This is a genomic window from Stenotrophomonas sp. I18B00994, assembly GCF_014145825.1.
GTDB lineage: Bacteria > Pseudomonadota > Gammaproteobacteria > Xanthomonadales > Xanthomonadaceae > Stenotrophomonas > Stenotrophomonas maltophilia.
In genome coordinates this window covers 49,816-72,174 of sequence record NZ_JACIUW010000016.1, presented here as the reverse complement: position 1 = coordinate 72,174, position 22,359 = coordinate 49,816, and the positions used below count along the sequence as shown (strand labels likewise).

At 66.5% G+C, this 22,359-nt stretch carries 17 protein-coding genes; 4 read left to right on the top strand and 13 right to left on the bottom strand.

The window, feature by feature from the left end:
• Positions 1–100: 100 nt before the first annotated feature.
• Positions 101–2,563 carry a prolyl oligopeptidase family serine peptidase gene (locus tag H4O10_RS16530; RefSeq protein ID WP_012480743.1) on the bottom strand — a complete coding sequence of 821 codons (2,463 nt, stop codon included), beginning with the start codon at positions 2,561–2,563 and terminating at the stop codon, positions 101–103.
• Between the two features lie 167 nt (positions 2,564–2,730).
• The gene (locus tag H4O10_RS16525) at positions 2,731–3,060 is read right to left on the bottom strand and encodes a hypothetical protein (RefSeq protein ID WP_005413891.1); all 330 of its coding nucleotides are present in this window, start codon (positions 3,058–3,060) and stop codon (positions 2,731–2,733) included.
• A 239-nt stretch (positions 3,061–3,299) separates the two neighbouring features.
• On the opposite strand from H4O10_RS16525, the gene H4O10_RS16520 reads away from it, so the two are divergent.
• Both H4O10_RS16520 and H4O10_RS16515 read left to right on the top strand, forming a co-directional pair.
• On the top strand, positions 3,300–4,076 hold the full coding sequence (locus H4O10_RS16520; protein WP_021202746.1) for a HipA family kinase: 777 nt from the start codon (positions 3,300–3,302) through the stop codon (positions 4,074–4,076).
• Positions 4,054–4,446 (top strand): DUF3037 domain-containing protein, encoded by a 393-nt coding sequence (locus H4O10_RS16515; RefSeq protein WP_012480746.1) that lies wholly within the window; start codon positions 4,054–4,056, stop codon positions 4,444–4,446. The genes H4O10_RS16520 and H4O10_RS16515 overlap by 23 nt, the downstream gene beginning before the upstream one ends.
• A gap of 16 nt (positions 4,447–4,462) precedes the next feature.
• Here the strand turns inward: H4O10_RS16515 and H4O10_RS16510 are convergent, their stop codons facing one another.
• The 3 genes from H4O10_RS16510 to H4O10_RS16500 all read right to left on the bottom strand — a co-directional run bounded on the left by H4O10_RS16510 (position 4,463) and on the right by H4O10_RS16500 (position 7,416).
• The gene (locus H4O10_RS16510; protein ID WP_012480747.1) at positions 4,463–5,893 is read right to left on the bottom strand and encodes a serine hydrolase domain-containing protein; all 1,431 of its coding nucleotides are present in this window, start codon (positions 5,891–5,893) and stop codon (positions 4,463–4,465) included.
• Between the two features lie 64 nt (positions 5,894–5,957).
• Positions 5,958–6,284, bottom strand: coding sequence for a DUF4952 domain-containing protein (locus H4O10_RS22355; protein ID WP_229302666.1), 327 nt, complete (start codon positions 6,282–6,284; stop codon positions 5,958–5,960).
• A gap of 226 nt (positions 6,285–6,510) precedes the next feature.
• Positions 6,511–7,416 (bottom strand): LysR family transcriptional regulator, encoded by a 906-nt coding sequence (locus tag H4O10_RS16500; protein ID WP_012480749.1) that lies wholly within the window; start codon positions 7,414–7,416, stop codon positions 6,511–6,513.
• 119 nt (positions 7,417–7,535) lie between these two features.
• Between H4O10_RS16500 and H4O10_RS16495 the strand changes: the two genes are divergently transcribed.
• Entirely contained in the window at positions 7,536–8,525 is a 990-nt protein-coding gene (locus tag H4O10_RS16495; RefSeq protein WP_012480750.1) for a zinc-dependent alcohol dehydrogenase family protein, read from the top strand.
• A gap of 43 nt (positions 8,526–8,568) precedes the next feature.
• Here the strand turns inward: H4O10_RS16495 and H4O10_RS16490 are convergent, their stop codons facing one another.
• The 7 genes from H4O10_RS16490 to ligA form a co-directional block, all read right to left on the bottom strand.
• Positions 8,569–11,097 carry a membrane-bound PQQ-dependent dehydrogenase, glucose/quinate/shikimate family gene (locus H4O10_RS16490; protein WP_012480751.1) on the bottom strand — a complete coding sequence of 843 codons (2,529 nt, stop codon included), beginning with the start codon at positions 11,095–11,097 and terminating at the stop codon, positions 8,569–8,571.
• Between the two features lie 131 nt (positions 11,098–11,228).
• Positions 11,229–13,943 (bottom strand): DNA gyrase subunit A, encoded by a 2,715-nt coding sequence (gene gyrA, locus H4O10_RS16485; protein WP_012480752.1) that lies wholly within the window; start codon positions 13,941–13,943, stop codon positions 11,229–11,231.
• A gap of 218 nt (positions 13,944–14,161) precedes the next feature.
• On the bottom strand, positions 14,162–15,226 hold the full coding sequence (gene mtnA / locus H4O10_RS16480) for an S-methyl-5-thioribose-1-phosphate isomerase (protein WP_005413901.1): 1,065 nt from the start codon (positions 15,224–15,226) through the stop codon (positions 14,162–14,164).
• 47 nt (positions 15,227–15,273) lie between these two features.
• Positions 15,274–16,002 carry a DUF3011 domain-containing protein gene (locus H4O10_RS16475; protein WP_005413902.1) on the bottom strand — a complete coding sequence of 243 codons (729 nt, stop codon included), beginning with the start codon at positions 16,000–16,002 and terminating at the stop codon, positions 15,274–15,276.
• A gap of 138 nt (positions 16,003–16,140) precedes the next feature.
• Positions 16,141–17,097, bottom strand: a complete 957-nt coding sequence (epmA, locus tag H4O10_RS16470) for an EF-P lysine aminoacylase EpmA (protein WP_049453818.1) — start codon at positions 17,095–17,097, stop codon at positions 16,141–16,143.
• Positions 17,094–17,579: a GNAT family N-acetyltransferase gene (locus H4O10_RS16465; RefSeq protein ID WP_005413904.1), complete on the bottom strand. Its 486-nt coding sequence runs from the start codon at positions 17,577–17,579 to the stop codon at positions 17,094–17,096. Before H4O10_RS16465 ends, epmA begins: the two co-directional genes overlap by 4 nt.
• Before the next feature lie 49 nt (positions 17,580–17,628).
• On the bottom strand, positions 17,629–20,100 hold the full coding sequence (gene ligA / locus H4O10_RS16460) for an NAD-dependent DNA ligase LigA (protein ID WP_171968718.1): 2,472 nt from the start codon (positions 20,098–20,100) through the stop codon (positions 17,629–17,631).
• 276 nt (positions 20,101–20,376) lie between these two features.
• On the opposite strand from ligA, the gene H4O10_RS16455 reads away from it, so the two are divergent.
• Positions 20,377–21,498: a pyridoxal phosphate-dependent aminotransferase gene (locus H4O10_RS16455; protein WP_049453814.1), complete on the top strand. Its 1,122-nt coding sequence runs from the start codon at positions 20,377–20,379 to the stop codon at positions 21,496–21,498.
• Positions 21,499–21,593: 95 nt separating this feature from the next.
• On the opposite strand, the gene zipA is transcribed toward H4O10_RS16455, so the two are convergent.
• Positions 21,594–22,334 (bottom strand): cell division protein ZipA, encoded by a 741-nt coding sequence (gene zipA / locus H4O10_RS16450; RefSeq protein ID WP_005410225.1) that lies wholly within the window; start codon positions 22,332–22,334, stop codon positions 21,594–21,596.
• Between the last annotated feature and the right edge of the window lie 25 nt (positions 22,335–22,359).

The window sequence follows — 22,359 nt, the reverse complement described above, 5'->3', positions numbered from 1 at the left end:
CAGTTGATTGCAGAGCACGTGCGGCTGGTTACAGCCGAGCGTGGGCTCGGCGCTACAGCAGGATGCAGGAAGGCCACCCGGAGGTGGCCTTCCTGTTCCTTCACTTGGCGTTCTTCACGTAGGTGTCGAACCAGTTCAGCATTTCCGACACCAGCTGCTCGTTCGACTCCAGCGCGGTGTACCAGTGTGGTTCGTTCGGCAGCATCACCAGGCGGGTGGTGCCGCCGTTGCCACGAATGGCCTGGTACAGCTTGCGCGACTGGAACGGCTCGGTGCCCGGGTTGGCGTCGTCCTCGCCGTGGACCAGCAGCAGCGGCAGCTTGATCTTGTCGGCATAGAAGAACGGCGAGGCCTTCAGGTACACGTCCTGCGCCTGCCAGACCGAGCGGCGTTCGTTCTGGAAGCCGAACGGGGTGAAGGTCTTGTTGTACGAACCACTGGTCGCCACGCCGGCCTTGAACAGCTTGGTGTGCGCGATCAGGTTGGCGGTCATCAGGCCACCGTGGCTGTGACCGGTCACGCCGATGCGGTTGCGGTCGACCACGCCCATGTCCACGGCCTTGTCCACCGCCGCCTTGGCGTCGGCTTCCAGCTGCTCCAGATAAGTGTCGTACGCGTTCTTCGGGTCCCCGACGATCGGGAACGAGGCGTTGTCGATGATCGCGTAGCCGGCCAGCAGCATCAGGCGGTACGGCTGCAGACGGGTGAAGGTCTGCTGCGAACCGGACACCTGGCCGGCCTGCGCGGCATTGGCGAAGTCGGCCGGGTACGCATACAGGATCGCCGGCACGCGCTGGCCTTCCTTGTAGCCCGGCGGCGTGTACAGGGTGAACGACAGGTCCACGCCGTCGGCACGCTTGTAGGTCACCAGCTGCTTCTTGATCTGGCGCACCTCCGGGGTCGGGTCGACCAGCTTGGTCAGCGCGGTCGCGGTGGACGCGAACTGCGCCTCGCCGGTCTTCGCATCAGCCACTGCCTCACCCTGCTGGCGGATGAAGGCGTTCGGAGGATCGATCACCGACTGGTGCCAGGTCAGGTAGCGCCCCGGCGTGCTGCTGAAACCGAGGAACTGTTCGTAGGCGTCGGCACTGCTGCGGAACAGGCGCTCGCTCTTCAGGGTGCCCAGGTCCAGGCGGTCCAGGAACGGACGGTCGCCCTGCGGCGACGCGCCACGGCCGCTGAGGAACACATGGTTGCCCTCACGGCGCACCACCTGCGCGCCATTCGGCAAGCGGGTAAAGACCAGGTTGCCGGGGTTGCCATACAGCTCGTCGCTGGACATGTCCCACAGCAGGCGGCCTTCCTTCTTCGGCTGGTCCACATCGACGATGCGGGTCTGCATCCAGTGGCGGTTCTCGTCGTTCTCGTACTGGAACGCCACGGCCGGATCGGCGGTCCACGCGAAGCCCTCAAATCGCTGCGCGGTACGGGTGATTTCGGTCGGCTTGCCGTTGAACGGGGCCTTCAGCATCAGCACGCGGTCGCGGTGCGGCACGTTGACCTTCCAGTCGCCCTTGTCCAGTGCCTCGGCATAGACCAGGGTGGCCGGATCGGTGGCACGCCAGTCGAAGCCACGCGGGCCTTCCGGCACGCCATGCACCGGTACGCGGTCGGCCAGCGGCAGGCTGGCAATCGGCGTGGATTTGCCGCTGGCGATGTCCAGCACGGCCACGTCGTTGGCGAAGCGCTGGTAGGTCACCGCATGCGAGTACGGCGCCTTGATCGATTCGGTCAGCACGTGCACGCCATCGGGTGCGGCGCTGACTTCGTTGAACAGCGCCGGCTGCCCGACCGGACGCACGCTGTTGGCGGCGGTATCGACCACGGCCAGCTGCGAGGCACCGTAATAAGCGAACAGCTTCTCGTCATGCACGCTGGTCAGCGTGTCGCGGGCTTCGTAGGTGCTGCTCTCGCCACTGCTGCCCAGCGACTCCTGTGCATCCGGGCCGGTCGGTACGCCGCCGTTGGAAGGTGCCGGGCCCTGGTTGGCCGGTACGAGTTTCACCAGCAGGTTCTGGCTGCCGCCCAGCCACTGCACGGTGTAGCCGAAGATCGGGTTCAGCTGCACATTCGGCACCTGCTTCACCTGCCCGGTGGCCGCATCGCCCACCCACAGCTGCACGCTGGTATCAACCGCATTCTGGAAGGCGAAATGGCTGCCATCGGCCGACCACAGCGCGCCGGTGGCGCAGCCCTGCGGCAGGTTGACCTTGGTTTCCTTGCCGCTGCCGATGTCGACCAGGGTGAAGTCGGCCACGCAGGCCGGAATGCCGTAGCCACCGGGCGTGTCATGGCGGCTGCGGTTCTTCGGCTCCAGGCGCACGCCGGCCAGCTTCAGGTACGGCTGGGCGACGCGGCTGATCGACGGGTAGGTTTGCGCGGTGGTCAGCAGCAGGCGCTGGCCGCCCGGGGCCACGTTCGGCGCCGGCGGCGGCGGTGCCTTCAACACCTTGAGCAGGTGTTCCGGCGGCTTCGCGTAATCGGCAAGCGCCGGGCCAGCGGCCAGCAGGCCGACGGTGGCAACGGCAACCGCCGCTGCCAGAGAGGTTCGACGGATGAGCATCCTTATCCCCTGAGGTGTGAATGGGCGCCCGGAATCGGGCATGGACCCGAATCTAGCACCGCAGGGGTTGTCGTGAATGGGCCGGAAGGACTAGTGGCCGGATGGGGCAAAGTGCGGCTCCGGGAGGTGCCGGGGCACTGCCGGCACCTGCCAGGCATGGCCTGGCACTACTGCTGCGCGTGCAGGTCCCAGGTGGCCAGGTAGTCGGGGTCGACCACGATCATGCCGCTGGTGCGCATGCGGTACTCGCCGGGTTCGGCTGGTTGGTACTGGTCCAGCATCGGTGGCAGGTAGCGCTCGTGGCCATCATTCTCGTCGGCCAGCACCACGCCCTCGTCGGCGCTGATGCGCAACACCGTGCCGGCGTACTGCTCCAGCCCCTTTACCTGACCGTCGCCGCCATAGCGGGTAACCCCGACCAGGACGACCTTGCCGATCATTTCTTCCGCCTTGGCATCGTCCAAGGTCGGCAGAATGGGAGTGAATTCGTCGCTCATCGGTGCACCTCCGTAGCCTGCAGGACATCGTGGATGAGGTTTCCGCTTCGCAGTGCGCGTCGCTGGCAGCCGAGCAGGTACCCAGCCTGGAGCCTCTGCATCGAGAGTGCCAGTACGCCCATGAACCCAAGGGTTCCTGTAGCAGGATGCTGCCATCGCAGGCGGAAGGGACAGGTGAAGGCCGAAATCGGTCCTCGCCGGTCAGAGGGTTGCGCCTGCACCCACGCTAGAATGCACGCATGCGCACCGTACATGCCCTCCGCTACATCACGCCCTTGCGGGAAGGTGGCTCCCTGCCGGCCGTGGTCGAGACCGACGACGACGGCATGGCCGTGCTGAAGTTCCGTGGCGCCGGCCAGGGCCCGAAAGCGTTGATCGCCGAGCTGATCGCCGGCGAGATGGCACGCACGCTGGGCCTGCCGATTCCGGAAATCCTGTTCGTCGAGCTGGACCGCGAGTTCGCCCGCACCGAGCCCGACCCGGAAATCCAGGAGCTGATCCGCGCCAGCGAAGGCCTGAACCTGGGCCTGGACTACCTGCCCGGTGCGATCAATTACGATCCGGCGGCAATGCCGGTGGATGCCGACCTGGCCTCGCGCATCGTCTGGTTCGATGCGTTCACCAGCAATGTCGATCGCACCACGCGCAACCCGAACCTGATGGTGTGGCATCGAAAGCTGTACCTGATCGATCACGGTGCGGCCATGTACTTCCATCACGACTGGGCCAACGCCGGCGATGCCTGCGAAAAGCCGTTCGTGTTGATCCGCGACCATGTGCTGCTGTCGTTCGCCAGTCGCATCGCCGAGGTGGATGCCGAGCTGGCCGCGCGCCTGACCGATGCCGAGATCGAACGCATCGTCGGCCTGGTGCCGGACAGCTGGCTGGTCAACGAGCCGGCGTTCGACAGCCCCCAAGCCTACCGCCAGGGTTACATCGATTATCTCAAGCACCGCCTGAAAGTGCGTGCGGTGTTCGTGCAGGAGGCCATCCGTGCCCACGCTGCACACGTATGACTATGCGGTCATCCGCGTGGTACCGCGGGTGGAACGCGAGGAGTTCATCAACGTCGGGGTGATCGTCTCCTGCCCTGGCGCGCGCCATCTGGAAGCGGCCATCGAGATCGATCCTGCGCGCCTGCGTGCCTTCGCGCCGGCGCTGGACCAGGAGGCGCTGCAACCGTGGCTGGATGCGATCGTGGCCATCTGCCGTGGCGACGCCAACGCCGGGCCGATCGCGCAACTGCCCGCGCGTGCCCGCTTCCACTTCCTTACCGCCAAGCGCAGTTCGGTCGTGCAGATGTCGAGCACGCATGTGGGCCGCACGACCGACCCGGCGGGTGTGGTGGAACACTTGATGACGAAGATGGTGCGGGTGCCGGAATGACCGGCACCTGCCGCGTTCACAGCGGCACTCTACGCGCGATGTAGTTGACCACGTTGCCGATCGCATCCGGATCGACATTGGCCAGGCCAACGATCACATAGCCCTGTGCGGGCATCACCACGATGGCACTGTTCGATCCGGGCGCACCGCCTTCATGGCCATACTGGTGTTCCCTGCCCTCGCCCTGCACCACGAAGCCGAATCCATACCAGCCCTTGTGGTTCTGCGCGGTGGTGGCCTGCTTCAGCAATGCGGGCGAGACCAGCTTTCCGCTTTGCAGTGCCCCGGCGAATTTCACCATGTCGGCCACCGTGCTGTAGCCACCACCGGCTGACATGCCGCGCCAGGGCAGCGACTTCGTTTCACGGACCCATTGCCCATCCTTCTTCGTGTAGGCGACGGCTCGCTGCGGGACGTTCACTGTTTCCGGCTCGAAGCCGGTGCCGGTCATGCCCGCCGGGCGCAGGATGTGCTCGTCCACATAGGCGTAGTACGACTGCCCCGAAACCGCTTCGATGATGCGCCCCAATACGATGAAGCCATAGTTGGAGTAGCTGTCCTGGCTGCCCGGCGTGAACTGCGGCGCATCCTTGGCAAAGCGCTGCACGTAGTCATCCAGCGTCTTCAACGACGCGGAATACTGCTCGAAATCGTCGCCGAAGAAATCACCCAGACCGCTGGTATGTGACAGCAGATGGCGTACGGTCACGCTGCTGGCTACCACCCTGTTCGGATAGTCCGGCAGGAACTTCCCTATCGTGTCATCAAGGCTGAGCTTGCCCTCCTGCATCAGCTGCAGGATGGCCACTGCAGTGAACATCTTGTTGGAGGACGCAAGGCGGAACTGCGTATCCACGCCCACTGGAATGCCAGCGGTACGATCAGCCTCGCCACCGCGCCAGTCCAGCAGCACCTTGCCGTTCCGTGCCACCTGCAATGCACCCGACAGCGCGTCCTGCGCCCGCAGCGCCTCCAGTTTTGCTGTGGCATCGGCCATCAGCGCGGGCAAAGCAACCCGTTCCGGCTTGTACTTGTCCGGCGTATCAGTGCCCTCGATCTGGAACTGCTTCACGTGCGACGGGTTGGCCGGGTCCATGACCGCCGTCACCCACATCGCACGTTCGCTCAGCTGGCCCATTACCAGCAGCTTCGCCTGGCTGGGCGCGCGCTCGAGTGTTTCCAGCACGTTCAGCGGGCCGGTGCTCTCGCGGAACTCGAGATAGTCCTTGGGAGTGCTGCCCTCCTGCTTCGCATATCTGTCGGCAAATGCCTGCAACCCCTCGAGGCTGCCTGCATTGAAGGCCGCAAGCCAGTCATCGATGGCATCCTGCGCACGTGGATGTTCGCGCTCGGAAGATGCTGCGCCAAATGCCGGAAACGCCGACGTGGCAACCAGGATCAAACAGGCCAACGCATTGCAGAGAAACAGGCGTCCAACAGCCTTCATGGCAATTCCTTTGCGGGTATCCCTGGGCGCATCCTAGACGATGGATCGGCCCGCCGCATCCACGCTAGGGACTCTGCCTCAACACCTCGACGGTGACGTTGAATGCCTCGATGCGCGGCCATTCGTCCCGTTCGTACGGCAGCGACTCCACCCCCATGCCGATCTGATACCGCACCGTATCCGGGCCGTCGCGCCAGTAGTACGGCGCGCCATTGCTCCAGCCGCAACAGACGTAGCGCAATGCAGGCATGCCAAATGTCTCGCGCAGATAGGCTTCCACCTGCGCCGCCTGGGCACCTGAAACACGATAGTGGGCTTCCATGGGTTTGATGTAGGACGCGTCATCCTGGCTGCAACCTACATACTGCAGTCCCGGAGGCTTCCGGCCCATCGCCTGCAGGAAATCCTGGCATTCGATATCAGGTCGCGCCAGGCCGTCCGTGCGCCCTTGCACCCCCCCACTCGGCCAACGCCTGCGCAGGTATCTGCTGCGCAAGCACGCTGGCGCTGGAAAAGGACGCCAGCAGCAGGAAGCGGGTGGCATGCTGCGGCAACGGGAGAGAGATCACGGGGCGAGTCCTTCGCATGGGAACACGGGAATACTGATCGATGCCACGCTATCGCCGTGCCATCGACTGCTCAGTGAAACGCGCCACGCAGAAGTCCAGGAAGCTGCGCAGCTTGGGGGTCAGCTGGCGGTCGCGCGGATACACCAGGTTGATCCAGGTCGATACCGGCACATGGTCCGGCAGCACTTCCACCAGTTCACCACGTGCCAGCGCAGCGGCAAGCATTTCGTAGGGCTGCAGGATCAACCCCAGACCACCCACGGCCGCTGTCAGCAGCGGCTCGGCCTGGTTGACCATGAAGCGGCTGGACACCGGGACGGTAAGCACGCTGCCATCGGCATCGCGGAAACTCCAGCGCGTGCGGATGATCGAATGCGCGAAGCCCAGGCACTCGTGCCGGCTCAGATCATTGGGATGGGTGATGGCCGGGCGCGAAGCCAAATAGTCCGGCGAGGCACACAGGACCAGCGGATACGGCCCCAGCCGCCGTGCCACCAGCCCGCTGTCGGCCAGGTCACCGGTACGGAACACCAGGTCGTAGCCGTCCTCGACGATGTCCACCAGGCTGTTGGACAGGTTCAGATCGACCTGCACATCCGGGTACTGCTGCATGTAAGCCACCACCGCCGGGCCGAGCGCGTGCACGCCGAAGGTGACCGGCGCGCTGATGCGCAGGCGCCCCATCGGCCGTCCACGCGCCACTTCCGCCAATTCCTCGGCGCCCTCCACTTCCTCCAGGATCACCCGCGCCCGCGCCAAGTAGGCCTGACCGAAGTCGGTCAGGCTCTGCTTTCGCGTGGTGCGGTTGAGCAGGCGCACGCCCAGATGCTGCTCCAGCGCTTGGATGTGCTTGCCGACCAGCTGCGGCGACAGGTCCAATGCCTCGGCAGCGGCGGCGAAGGAGCCGACCTCGGCCACCTTGGCGAAGGTCCGCAGGGGAACGATCAGGTCCATTGCAAAAAATTGTTTTTCAATGAAACGCCAGATTACCCCTTATTCTGGTTACAGACGACGCGCACAGTAGCGCTCACCCTTTCGCCGGCGCCCTCGTCGGCCCTTTCTCGGAGCCCCCCATGAGCCAGGTTGTCCGCATCCACGAATATGGCACCGCCGATGTGCTGCGCATCGACGATATCGACGTTCCCGCCCCCTCCGCCGACGAAGTCCAGATCCGGGTCAAGGCGATCGGCCTGAACCGCGCCGAGGTGATGTTCCGCAACGGCGCCTATCTGCAGGAAGCGCAGTTCCCCAGCCGGCTGGGCTACGAAGCGGCCGGCGTGGTCGAAGCCATCGGCAGTGCGGTGAGCGGCTTCGCTGCAGGCGATGCGGTCAGCGTGATACCGCCGCTGGACATCGCGCGCTGGGGCACCTATGGCGAGCTGGCCAACGTGCCCGCGCAACTGGTGGTCAAGCATCCGCAGGCACTGGGCTTCGAAACGGCGGCCGCGGTGTGGATGCAGTACGTCACCGCCTGGGGCGCGCTGCTGCAACAGGCACATCTGGCCGCCGGGGATTTCGTCATCATCACCGCTGCCAGCAGCAGCGTCGGCCTAGCCGCGATCCAGATCGCCAACGCGGTGGGCGCCACGCCGATCGCGGTCACCCGTGGCCCGGGCAAGCGCCAAGCGTTGCTCGATGCCGGCGCCGCCCACGTCATCGCCACCCAGGAGCAGGATCTGGTGGCCGAAGTGGCACGCATCACCAGCGGTGCCGGTGCCCGCGTGGTGTTCGATCCAATCGGTGGCCCGCAGTTGGTTCCGCTGACCGAAGCGATGGCGCGTGGCGGCATCCTGCTGGAATACGGCGCGCTGAGCAGCGAACCCACGCCGTTCCCGTTGTTCAATGTGCTGGGCAAGTCGCTGACGCTGAAGGGCTATCTGTACTCGGAAATCGTCTCCGACGATGCCGCGTTGGCCCGTGCCAAGGCGTTCATTGTCGATGGCCTGGACAAGGGCATGCTGACACCAAAGATCGCCAAGGTGTTCCCGTTCGCGCAGATCCAGGAAGCACACCGTTACCTGGAATCGAACGAGCAGATCGGCAAGGTGGTGGTCACGGTGTAATCCCGTGTCGTGCAATGGGGACGGCCCACCGCCCCCATTGCGGTTACCTCGGCAACGCAAACGCAATCACGTAATCGCCGTTCGGGGTTTCCATGAAATGGTGGCCGCCGGCCATGATCACCACGTACTGGCGCCCGCCCTGCTCGTACACCATCGGGTTGGCCTGGCCGCCGGCAGGCAGCTTGGCATGCCAAAGCTCCTTGCCGGTCTTCAGATCGATGGCGCGCAGCAGGTCATCGGTGGCGGCGGCGATGAAGATCAGGCCGCTGGCGGTCACTACCGAACCGCCGTTGTTCGGCGTGCCGATCTCGATCGGCAGGCCGGAACGGATGCCGAACGGTCCGTTGCCGCGCGCACTGCCAAACGGTCGGTCCCACAGCAGCTTGCCGGTGCGCAGGTCGATGGCACGGATACCGCCATAGGGCGGCTGCTTGCACAGCAGGCCAGTGAACGGCAGCCGCCAGCCGGCGTTGACCTGGATGGCGTAGGGCGTACCCACCTGCGGGTCGCCCGCGCCTTCGGCACCGCCCTTGTCGAACCGGACCTTCTCGCGCGGCAGCCACCCCAGCCGGTCGGCCTCCGCGCGTGGCACCAGCCGGTTGTAGTTGGGCATGTCGTTGTAGTTGGCCACGATCACGCCGCGGCGCGTATCGATGGACACGCTGCCCCAGTCCGAGCCGCCGTTGTAGCCGGGGTACTCGATGGAATGTCGGTCGCTGCTCGGCGGCGTGTAGAACCCTTCGTAGTACGCCTTGCGGAACTGGATGCGGCAGACCAGCTGGTCAATCGGGGTGATGCCCCACATGTCACGCTCGGTCAGGTCATGGTCGCGGCGCAGCGTGTGGTACAGCGAAAACAGCTGGGTGGGGGAACGCTGCTCGGGTTCGACGCCGCCGACCGGTACCTTGCGCTCTTCGGCCGCGGTCAGCAGCTGGCCGTTGCGGCGATCGAGGATATAGAGGTCACCCTGCTTGGTCGGCAGCAGGATTGCCGGCACCTTACCCGCCGCCGTCGGGTAGTCGATCAGGCTGGCCTGCGACCCCAGGTCGTAGTCCCACACATCCTTGCGCACCGCCTGGAAATGCCAGACCGGCTTGCCGGTGGCCACGTCGATCGCCACCAGCGAGGTCGCATAGCGATTCTGGTTCTCCGTGCGCGAACCACTCCAATAGTCTCCCGCGGAATTACCCAGCGGCAGGTAGACCAGCCCCAGCGCTTCATCACCGGTGGCAGTGGTCCACATGTTGGGGGTGCCGCGCGTGTAGGTCTGCTCGCGCGGCGGCAGGCCGCTGCGCTCGGGCTGGTCCATGTCCCACGCCCAGCGCAGCTTGCCGGTGATGGCGTCGTACGCCTGGATCACGCCCGACGGCGCATCGCGGCGCTGCCCGTCCAGCACCTGGTGGCCGGTCACGATCACGCCGCGCACGATGGCCGGCGGCGAGTTGATCGACACGTAACCCGGTGGCACCTCGCCCATGCCCAGGGTAATGTCGACCTGCCCGTTGTTGCCGAAATTCGCGCAGGGGCGGCCGCTGTCCGCGTCCACCGCGATGATGCGACCGTCCAGCGTGCCTTCAATGATGCGCGCCCAGCACGCCGGTCGACTGCCCGGTGCAGCGCTGCGGGTGACGCTGGGAGGCGGTTCCGGCAACGCCAGATCAGCGGCAACATCGGCCAATGCTGCGTCGGCAAGGGTCGGCGTGCTGGGCTGCTCGTAATAGCTCACACCACGACAGGCAGCGGTATAGGGAATCGAGGCATCCTTCACCTTTGGATCGAACCGCCACAGTTCCTTGCCGCTGGCAGCATCAAGCGCGATCAGGCGGTTGCGTGCGGTGCACAGGTACAGGCGGTCGCCGATCTTCAGCGGCGTGGTTTCGGCACCCCAGCGCTTCTTCGGCATATCCCCGGTACGGAACTGCCAGGCCGGTTGCAACGTGGCCACATTGGCCGGGGTGATCTGCTGCAGCGGCGAATAGCGGGTGCCCGCATTGCTGCGGCCCCACGCCGGCCAGTCGCCCTCGGCGGGCTGGTCAGCCGGCTGCAGGCCCGTGGTATCGCGCGTAGGTTCCAGTCCGGCGCTGACTGCGCCTTCCGGGAACGGCAGGTGGCCGTCCACTTCCCCATGCGGCGCAAAGGCCAGGCCGAAGGCGGCCACGAACACCAGCATCAGCACGCCCGCCACGCTGCGCGACAGGCGTTTTGAAACCGGCTCGCGAAGCGTTGGCACCAGCAGCGCCAGCACGATGCCGAGCGCAGTCAGCAGCCCGAGCCGCGGTACCCAGCGCCAGTAGTCGCTGCCCGATTCCCACCAGGTCCACAGCAGCGTGCCGAAGAACACCAGCGCATACAGCAGCGCGCCGCTGCAGCGGTTGCCGAACAACAGGATTCCGCTGGCCAGCAGGCCGAGCCCGGCGATGGCGTAGTAAGCCGAGCCACCCAGGCTGAGCAGCCACCCACCGAGGCCACCGATGACCAGGCCGAACACGACCAGCAGCAGCGACAGCACGGTGACGAGGGGATGCCGGGAGGCGCGGACGGGAGCAGGAGCGGACTGCGGCGTGGCGGACATCGTCGATCTCCGGGGGCAGCATGCGCCGTTATCCCACCGCCTGCGTGAAGCGCGCGCGTATGCGTGGCATCCGGATACGACGACGCCGGCACAGGGCCGGCGTCGTCGGGTACCTCAGGCTCGCGGCAGGATCACTCCTGCGCGGCGTCCTCGCTGCTGGCAGCAGCCGGTGCGCCGTCGGTCGTGGCCGGGGCGGCGGCAGCCACCTCGTCCTCGTCCTCGTCGATCGAGGCATCCATGCGCTCCACCGCCTGCAGCTTCTCGTCCTTGGAGAGGCGGATCAGGGTCACGCCCTGGGTGTTGCGGCCGACGCGGCTGATTTCCGAGCCACGCGTACGCACCAGGGTGCCACCATCGGAGATCAGCAGGACTTCGTCGCTGGAGCCCATCAGCACCGCGGCGACCAGCTTGCCATTGCGCTCGGTGGTCTGGATGCCGATCACGCCTTGCGTGCCACGGCCCTTGCGCGGATAGTCCGGCAGCGGGGTGCGCTTGCCATAGCCGTTCTCGGTCGCGGTCAGGATGTACTGAACGCTGGCGTCGTCGGCGCCTTCGATCACCGCATCGCCATTGGCGGCGGCTTCCTCGACACCGCTGTCGTCCTCGTTCTCGTCCTCGATGCCACCGGCACTTTCGGCCACGATCAGGCTGACCACTTCCTCGCCGGCCGGCATCTTGATGCCCCGCACGCCGGTGGCGGTACGGCCCATCGAGCGGACCTTGTCCTCGCCGAAGCGCACGGTCTTGCCGTTGGAGGCGAACAGCAGGATGTCGCGCTGGCCGTCGGTCAGGCCGACGCCGACCAGCGCGTCGCCCTCATCGAGGTTGATCGCGATCTTGCCGCGCGCCAGACGGAAGGCGAACTCACCCAGCGGGGTCTTCTTGACCGTACCGTTCTTGGTGGCGAAGAACACGAACTGGCCATCGGCGTAATCGCGCACCGGCAGTACGGCCTGCACGCGTTCACCCGGTTCCAGCGGGATCCAGTTGATGATCGGACGGCCGCGGGCGTTGGAGCCCGCTTCCGGCAGCTGGTAGACCGGCAGCCAGAACACCTTGCCCGAACTGGTGAAGGTCAGCAGCGTGTCATGCGTGTTGACCAGCCACAGCTGTTCGATGAAATCCTCTTCCTTGGTCGCGGCCGCACTACGGCCACGACCACCACGGCGCTGCGCGCGGTACACGCTCACCGGCTGGCGCTTCACGTAACCGGCATGCGACACGGTGACCACCACGTCTTCCGGCGCGATCAGGTCGAGGATGTCCAGGTCTTCTTCGCTGTGGCGGATCTCGGTACGACGCTCGTCGCCGAATTCGGCCTTCACACTGACCAGCTCTTCGCGGATCACCTGCAGCAGGCGGTCGGGATCTTCCAGGATGTGGATCAGCCCGGCGATCACTTCCAGCAGCTGCTTGTACTCATCGGTCAGGCGGTCCTGCTCCAGCCCGGTCAGGCGGTGCAGGCGCATTTCCAGGATCTGGGTGGCCTGGATCTCGGTCAGCTGGTAGCCGCCCTCGATCAGGCCCACGCCCTTGGGCAGGTCTTCCGGGCGCGAGGCTTCGGCGCCGGCGGCACCCAGCATCGCACCGACCAGGCCCGGCTCCCACACGCGGGCCAGCATGCGCTCGCGTGCTTCGTTCGGGTTCGGCGAGGTCTTGATCAGTTCGATCATCTCGTCGATGTTGGCCAGCGCGACGGTCAGGCCTTCCAGCACGTGGGCACGGGCGCGCGCCTTGCGCAGCTCGAACACGGTACGGCGGGTGACCACTTCGCGACGGTGGCGGACGAACGCCTCCAGCATCTGCTTGAGGTTCATCAACTGCGGGCGGCCATCGACCAGCGCCACCATGTTGATGCCGAATACCGATTCCATCTGCGTCTGCTGGTACAGGTTGTTCAGCACAACCTCGGCAGATTCACCGCGCTTGATCTCGATGTAGATGCGCATGCCGTCCTTGTCGGACTCATCGCGCAGCTCGCTGATGCCTTCGATCTTCTTTTCCTTGACCAGCTCGGCGATCTTCTCGATCAGACGCGCCTTGTTCACCTGGTAAGGAATTTCAGTGACGATGATCGATTCGCGGCCGTTGTCGGCCACTTCGATATCGGCCTTGGCACGGATGCGCACGCGGCCACGGCCGGTGCGGTAGCCGGCGACGATGCCGGCGGTGCCGTTGATGATGCCGGCGGTCGGGAAATCCGGGCCCGGGATGTACTCCATCAGGCCGTCGACGTCGATTTCCGGGTTGTCGATCAGCGCGATGCAGGCGTTGATCGATTCGCTCAGGTTGTGCGGCGGGATGTTGGTCGCCATGCCCACCGCGATACCGGCCGAACCGTTGACCAGCAGGTTCGGGAACCGGGTCGGCATGACCGTCGGCTCCAGTTCCTTTTCGTCGTAGTTGGGCTGGAAATCGACGGTTTCCTTGTCGATGTCCGCCATCAGCTCATGCGCCAGGCGCGACATGCGCGCTTCGGTGTATCGCATTGCCGCGGCGGAGTCGCCATCGATGGAGCCGAAGTTACCCTGGCCATCGACCAGCATGTAACGCAGCGAGAACGGCTGTGCCAGGCGCACCAGCGTGTCGTACACCGACTGATCGCCATGCGGGTGGTACTTACCGATGACGTCACCGACGATACGCGCCGACTTGAAGTAGGGCTTGTTGCTGTGCGCGTTGAGTTCATTCATCGCGAACAGCACGCGGCGATGCACCGGCTTGAGGCCGTCGCGCGCATCCGGGAGCGCGCGGCCCACGATCACGCTCATGGCGTAATCGAGGTAGCTCTTGCGCATCTCGTCTTCCAGGTTGACCTGGATGATTTCCTTGGCGGTTTCTGCCATTCGGGTTCCGTTGTCTGGTAGCGGTCCAGTCCGGCGCAGCCCCCTGCGGGAGGGGGTCGTGCCGGAACCTCGATTCAACCTGCGGATATTACCACAACAGGCCGTTTTCCGCCTCCCTTTACGGGTATTTTACCTGCACAAATCAGGAACTTAGGGGGTTGCCGGCCCGCGGCCGGCACCACCGGGGGGCGGAGGTCACGCGGCCCCTCCCCCGCGCGTCAGCCGCCGAAGGCGGCGCGCATGTTCTCCGGGGTCGGGTTCAGGATCACGCCGCGCTCGGTCACGATGGCGTCGATCAGCTCGCCCGGCGTGACGTCGAACACCGGGTTCCAGGCCGCGATGCCCTCTGCCACCGTGCGGGTGCCGCCCACGCCGTACAGCTCGCCCGGATCGCGCTGCTCGATCTCGATCTGGCTGCCGTCCACGGTCTCCATGTCCACCGTCGAGGACGGCGCCACGACCATGAACTTCACGCCGTGATGGCGGGCGGCGATGGCCAGCTGATAGGTCCCGATCTTGTTGGCGGTATCGCCGTTGGCGCAGATGCGGTCGGCACCGACGATCACCCACTGCACAGCGCCGGTCTTCATCAGGTGCGAGGCGGCTGAATCGGCGATCAGCGTGGCGTCAATGCCATCCTGCTGCAGCTCCCACACGGTCAGGCGCGCGCCCTGCAGCCACGGACGGGTCTCGCCAGCGAACACGCGGGCAATGCGGTGCTGGGCCATGCCGGCGCGGATCACGCCCAGCGCGGTGCCGAAGCCGGCGGTGGCCAGCGAGCCGGTGTTGCAGTGGGTCAGCACGCCGCTGCCGGCTTCGATCAGGCCTGCGCCCAGCGCGCCCATGTGGCGATTGGCGGCCAGGTCTTCCTCCGCGATGGCCTGCGCTTCGGCCTCCAGCTTCGCCTTCCAGTCAGCACCGGCGGCATTCAGGCAACGGCGCATGCGCGCCAGCGCCCAGGCCAGATTGACAGCGGTCGGACGCGAAGCGTTCAGACGCTGCAGCGCCGGTTCCAGCTGCTGCAGCGCGTGCGCACCGTCTGCGGCCTGCACGTCACGTGCGGCCAGCACCACGCCCCAGGCGGCGGCGATGCCGATGGCCGGCGCACCGCGCACGGTCAACGCGTGGATGGCCGCAGCCACTTCGTCACTGTCATGGCAGACCACATGCTCGACCACGAACGGCAGCTTGCGCTGGTCCAGCAGTTGCAGGGCATCGCCGGTCCACAGGATCGGACGGATATGGTCGTAACGGGCGTAGTCGATGTCGGAGGCAGTGTTCATGGGCCCATTGTAGGGCCACGCCCCCCGGGGTTGGAGCCCGCCCGGGCTCAATTCACCGAGAACTCGGCGCGGCAGCCACCGTCCACCCAGATGCCGTTGCGGCTCCAGCCCCAGGTACTGCCTTCCTCGCACGGCGTGCTGGACAGCTGCTCGGAGACGGCGGCACCGACCGAGATGCTGGCGCCGCAGAAGCGGCGCTTCTTCGACTTCGATTCACAGGTCAGCCGGCGTGGTACGTCAACGAATCGGCCGTCCTCGTCAGCCACTTCGAAATCCCCCTGGCAACCGCGGCTGGTCCAGACTTCATTGCGCTTGTAGCCCCAGCCCTGCCCTTCGCGGCATGGCAGCGCCGACAGCTGGCGCAGCAGGCGCACTGGCGCGCCATCCAGGCGCACCGGGCAGCTCTGCGGGCGACCATTGGATTCACAACGCACCACGCGACGGACCAGGCGCTTGCCCTCGCTGGCTACCGGCGCAGCACCCGCAGCGCGGCGTGCGCGGAACTCGGCGCGGCAGCCCAGCGTGACCCACACGCCACTGCGGTCGGTGCCCCATTCGCTGCCACGGATGCAGCTGCTGTTGGAAAGCTGGCGCACCAGGTCGACGCCGTTGCTGACATCGATATCGCAATGCACCCAGCCCATATCGCGTGATTCGCAGGTCACCACTTCACCGTCGTAGCCGGCCTGCTGGGCAGATGCCGATGACGGCAGCCAGGCACCCCACAGCGCGATGGAGTAAACCGGTGCAGCGACAACCGCAAACCACTTGACCAAAGCCTTCCCCAGCAGGAATGGATGAACTGCGTGCCAGTGTCCGGCATCTGCCGTGATAAGAGCATCATCCTGCTTACCGAAGCAAGCGCGGAATCGCGGAATTCCGTTCAGTCTTTGACGTTCAGGAACGCACGTCGCTCATGCGTGGGCAAAGTCGTAGGCCAGCACGTCGGCGATGCGCGGCGTGCGGTTCATCGCCATCAGGAGGCGATCGACCCCCACCGCCACGCCCGCGCACGCCGGCATCGATGGCAGCGCGGCGAGCAGGGCCTCGTCCAGCGCCGGCTGCACCTGGCCACGTTCATGGCGTCGCTGCAGGTCACGCTGGAAGCGCGCGCGCTGCTCGTGGGCGTCGTTCAGTTCGTGATAGCCGTTGGCCAGCTCCACCGCGCCCAGGTACAACTCGAAACGCTCGGCCAGGGGTGGTGTACCGGCACGGATGCGCGCAAGCGCCGCCTGGCTGGCCGGCCAGTCATGGACCACGGTCATCACTGCGTCATCAAACTGCGGCTGGATGCGATGGGTCATCAACAGGTCCAGCCAGTCGTCGCGGGTCAAACCGACCGGATCGATGTGCACATCACCCAGCGCGGCCCGCAATGCAGCCTCATCGGCCTTGAACGGGTCAACGCCCACATGCTGCTGGAACAGCTCGCGGTAGCTCAGCACGCGCAGGGTCGCACTGCGCCCGACCAGCGCCAGCGCCTGGCCGACCAGTTCGGCGGTCTCCTGCACCAGGCGATGATGATCCCAGCCAACCCGGTACCACTCCAGCATGGTGAATTCCGGGTTGTGGCGGCCGCCCGCCTCGCCATTGCGGAACACCCGGCCCAGTTCGTAACAGTCACCCACGCCCGCCGCCAACAGGCGCTTGAGCGGATACTCCGGCGAGGTGCGCAGCCAGCGGCGGCGTCCGCCGGCATCGACATGGCCGGTGAAATCGGTATGGAAGCTGTCGATGTTCGGCTCGGTGTTGCCGGCTACCGACAGGATCGGCGTTTCCACTTCCAGCACATCGCGTTCGGCGAAGAAGCGGCGGACCAGCGCATTGAGCGCGGCGCGCTGCTGCAGCGCGCGCAGCAGGGCCTCGCTCACAGGATGCCCTCCGGGCGCGGGTGGTCCAGCGGCAGGGTCAGCAGATCGCGGGTGTCATCGATGTAACCGCTCGCCAGATAGAGGCGACGGGCCAGCTCGTTGTGGTGGTTCACTTCCAGGCGCAGGCGGCTTACGCCGCGGCCCCGTGCCCGCTGTTCGCAGATGGCCAGCGCCTGCTTGCCGCGGCCGCGACCACGCGCACGATGGCTCAGGTACAGCTCGTCCAGCAGCATGAAGTGGCCGCCCTGCTCCAGGCTGAAGCCCATCGCGATCACTGCGTAGCCGACCACCTCGGCCGCCTCGTCCAGCCACAGCAGCACTTCGCCGTTGCGTGGGTCGGCCAGCAGCGCATCCACGCCGCGACGCACGCGCGCGTCGTCGAAGTCGATCCTGTCTTCGGCATAGAACTCGCGCATCAACGCGATCAACAGTTCTTCGTCGGCACGGGTGGCCAGGCGGAAATCCAGTGGGGCAGTCTGCATCGGTGTTCCTTTGTGCTTCATGCCGGGTGCCGGGCACCCGGCGGCGTCATCATTCGTGTTCGGCAAGATAGGCCAGCAGGCGGTCCTCATCCCACACCGGCACGCCCAGCGACTGTGCCTTGTCCAGCTTGGAGCCGGCCTCGGTACCGGCCACCACGAAGCTGGTCTTCTTCGACACACTGCCGGAGACCTTGGCACCCAGCGCTTCCAGGCGTTCCTTGGCGGCATCGCGGGTGAGCTGGGCCAGGGTGCCGGTCAGCACCACGGTCTGCCCATCCAGCGGACCCGCCACGATCTCGGCCAGCGCCGGCGCCTTGGCCAGGATCTCCCGCATCGCGTTCTCAGCGGCCAACAGCATCGCACCGTGGCCATCAGCGTCCAGCCATTCGGCCAGACCGCGCGCGGTGTCATCGGGCAGACCGGCGTTGACGAACTGGCCATGCTCGGCGTCGAGCACCGCCTGTGCGCCGGGAAGCGCAGCCACCAGCTTTTCGGCGCGCAGACGGGTGATGCCGGGGATCTCCGACTCGACCAGCAACTGCGCCAGATCCAGCCCTTCGCGCAGCTTGGCACTGGGCGCATGCACGTCGCTGATGCGCACCTGGCCGACCTGCAGCAGGTCATCGATGGCCTGCTGGTTGCCCTGCTGCTCGAAGAAGTGGCCAAGCGAACGCGCCACTTCGCCACCGATGTCCGGCACACGCTTGAACAGCGGCCACGGCAGGTGACGGATCAGCTCCAGGTCACCGAACCACTGCGCCAGCGCCTTGGCGGTACTTTCGCCCACATGCTCGATGCCGAGCGCGAACAGCAGGCGCTCCAGCGTGGCCGCGCGACTGGCGTCGATCGCTGCGATCAGGTTGTCGGCCCACTTGGTGGCGATCTTCTTCGTGTTCCATTCGAAGCTGGCCGGCTGCGCCAGCGCCTGCGCGCGCCAGCCCGGATCGTTGCCGTCCAGCTTGAGCACCGCATTGAGCACCGCACCACTGCCCTCGGCGGGAAGGTGCAGCTTCAGCGCCGCTGCCAGCGCCGACGGCTCCTCGGCGTCCAGCACCAGCTTCAGGTGCAGCAGCGTATCGCGGCTGAGCCGGTACAGGTCGGCCACGCTCTTGACGATGCCCGCGTCGACCAGGGTTTCGATGTACTTGTCGCCGAGACCGTCGATGTCCATGGCACGGCGCGAAGCGAAATGGGCAATGGCTTCCTTGCGCTGCGCCGGGCAGGACAGTTCGCCCGAACAACGCCACGCCGCCGCCCCCTCCTCACGCACGATCTCCGAGCCGCACACCGGGCAGCGCGTCGGCATCTGCCACGGCGTGGTGCCCTGCGGGCGGCGGTCGAGAATGACGCTGACCACCTCGGGAATCACGTCGCCAGCGCGGCGCACGATCACGCTGTCGCCAACGCGCACATCGAGGCGCGCGATCTGGTCGGCGTTGTGCAGGGTGGCGTTGGACACGATCACGCCAGCCACAGCCACCGGCGCCAGTCGCGCGACCGGCGTGGCAGCACCGGTGCGGCCGATCTGGATCTCGATCGCCTCCACCGTGGTGCTCTGTTCCTGCGCAGGGAACTTGTGCGCGATGGCCCAGCGCGGCGCACGGGAGACGAAGCCCATCGCCTGCTGACCCGCCCGGTCATCCAGCTTGTAGACCACGCCATCGATATCAAACGGCAGGCCGTCGCGGCGTTCACCGATAGTGCGGTAGTAACCGAGCAGGCCGTCGGTGCCCTCCACCACTTTGCACAGCTCACTGACCGGGAAGCCCCAGGCGCCGAGCTGGGCCAGGGTGCCCGAATGGGTGTCCGGCAGCTCGCCGCCCTGCACTTCGCCGGTGCCGTAGGCGAAGAAACTCAGCCTGCGCTGCGCACTGATCTTCGGGTCGAGCTGACGCAGCGAACCGGCCGCCGCGTTGCGCGGATTGGCCAGCACCTTGCCGCCCTGCAGGCGCGCACGTTCGTTGTAGGCCTCGAAGTCGGCGCGGGCCATGTAGACCTCGCCGCGCACCTCCAGCACATCCGGCCAGTCCTTGCCGTGCAGGCGCTTGGGAATGTCACCGATTTCGCGCAGGTTGGCGGTCACGTCCTCGCCGGTACTGCCATCGCCACGGGTCGCGCCGAGCACGAAATGACCGTCCTCGTAGCGCAGGCTGATCGCCAGGCCGTCCATCTTCGGCTCGGCCGAGAACTGCAGGCTGCGACGGCCCAGGCGCTCGTCGATGCGGCGCACGAAATCGGCCACTTCCTCGTTGCTGAAGGCATTGGACAGCGACAGCATCGGCACCGCGTGGCGCACTTCCGGGAAGCGGCCAGAGGGGCGCGCACCGACCTGCTGGGTCGGGCTGTCGGCACGGGCCAGTTCCGGGTGCTCGCGCTCCAGCGCTTCCAGCTCGCGCACCATCCGGTCGTAGTCGACGTCGGGGATCTCCGGCGCGTCCAGCTCGTGGTAGGCGCGGTTGGCCTGGGCGATCTGCCGGCGAAGGTCTTCGGCGCGTTCGGCGGGGCTGGGGCTCATCGGGATCCGGTGGTTCTGGGATGGCCGGGGATTCTACCGCGCCCAGCCGTCAGGCCCTGTAACGCCTCCGCCTTTGCAGCGTCGAGCGTGCTCGACGGGCACTCCCCGCTCCGGCAGGTGCCAACCTTCTTCCTCGTTCCGGCAGGTGCCAACCTTCTCCCTCGTTCCGGTAGGTGCCAACCTTGGTTGGCACATCTGCATGGCCCGACGCCACAAAAAGCAGCTTGCCGCTCACCCTCACCGGCGCTAGCGTGCGACGGTCTGCCCTTCGGAATCCTGCCCGTGCCCCAGCCCGCTTCCCGTCGACGCTTCCTGCAACTGGCCGGTGCCGGCCTCGCCGTCGCCGGCAGCGGGCTGCCGCGACTCGGCCATGCCCAACCCCCGACAGCCGCCCCGGCCCCCGCCGAAGGTGCGGTGCTGCTGAATTTCAACGAATGCCCCTACGGCCCCTCGCCCGCTGCCCAGCAGGCCGCGCGCGACAGCATCGCCGGTTGCGGCCGCTACCGTTTCGCACTGGCCGGACAGGTGCGCGACGCCTTCATCGAACAGGCGCGCATTCCGGCCGATCACGTGCGGCTCTATCCGGGTTCCAGCGAACCGCTGAACCGTGCCGCCGTGCTGTGGACCGGCCCGCAGGCGGGACTGGTAGTCGCCGATCCGACCTTCGAGACGCTGGGCGAGGTCGCGGCCGCACACGGTGCGCACGTGCAGAAAGTGCCATTGCGCGACGACGGCGCACATGACCTGCGCGCGATGGTCGCCGCCGCACACGCGCGCCCGACCGGGCTGCTGTATGTGTGCAACCCGAACAACCCGACCGGCTCGATCAGCCCGCCGGATGAGCTCGCCTGGCTGCTGGCCCACAAGCCTGCGTCCACCCGCGTACTGGTCGACGAGGCCTACCTGCAGTACAGCGAGCAGCCGAGCCTGATCGCGCAGGTGGCGCAGCGCGATGACCTGATCGTGTTGCGCACGTTCTCCAAACTGTATGGCATGGCCGGCCTGCGCCTGGGCGTGGCGGCCGCGCATCCCGACCGCCTGCGCGAACTGGCCAGCCTGGGCGACAACCCGCTACCCGTGCCAGCACTGGCCGCAGCACTGGCCAGCCTGCAGGATCCTCAGTTGATCGCGCAGCGGCGCCTGCAGAATGCCAAGGTGCGGCAGGCCACCGTCGCGTGGCTGGGCAAGCGTGGTTTCAGCTGCGTGCCGTCGGAAGCGAACTGCTTCGTGGTGGATGTGCAGCGCGACGGTGCCGCCTTTGCCAAGGCGATGGCAGACAACGGCGTGATCATCGGCCGCAGCTGGCCGATCTGGCCGCAGCGCGTGCGCGTGACCGTCGGCACCGAGGACGAGATGGCCGCGTTCCGCGGGGCATTTGCCAAGGTCGCCGGCGTACCGGCCTGACCCTGTTGGTGGGGGCGAACCTTGGTTCGCCCCATCCACGCATAGCGTGGATCTACTGTTGTGGGTGCCGACCGCTGGTCGGCACACCAGGGCGCTCACCAGCGCGGGGTCTTGGTCAGCGGCGGCGCCTGGTGCTGGCGATCATAGGCACGCAGTTCGTCACGGATGTGCGCGATGCGCTGCCGGCCGAGAGCGTTGCGGCTGTCGTCCAGCACCACGCCGTCGAGCAGCTCGGCCATGCGCTGCACGGTGGGCAGCATCTTCTCCCAGGCATCCAGCGCGGTCAGCGGCGCCGGCAGGGTCAGGAAGAAGGCGATGGCCGGGGTCTCCATGGCGCGGATGTTGGCCATGTCGAAGCTGCCCGGCTTCATGATGCTGGCCATCGAGAAGATCGGGCCGCGCTCGGGGTGGCCTTCCACCAGGCGGTGGAACACGTTCATGTGGCCGAACACCAGGCCGGTCTTCTCCGCCGCCACCACGATGTCTTCGCCACGCAGCTGTTCGCCGGCGCGAGCGGCCACGAACAGCGACACGATCTTGTCGAAGTCCTGGGTGGCGCGCTTGCCAAGGTCGCTGGCCGCGCCGGCGTCGGTGTCGGCCAGGCCAAGCTCGGCCTGCTCGCCTTCCGAGCCCATGCCCGGCTCTACGCGGCCATCGGCCACAGTGACGCCATCATCGCCCAGCACCGGCTCGCGACGCTCGCCGCCGGTCGGTTCCGCGCTTTCCACGCGACGCCCCTGGGGCTTCTTCTTCGGACGGCCAAACAGGAAGATCGCAGCGATCAACAGCAGGCCGGCGGCCAGGATGCCGATGCGCAACAGTGCCGTGTCGGACATTCGATAGGTTCTCCGGCTAGTTCAT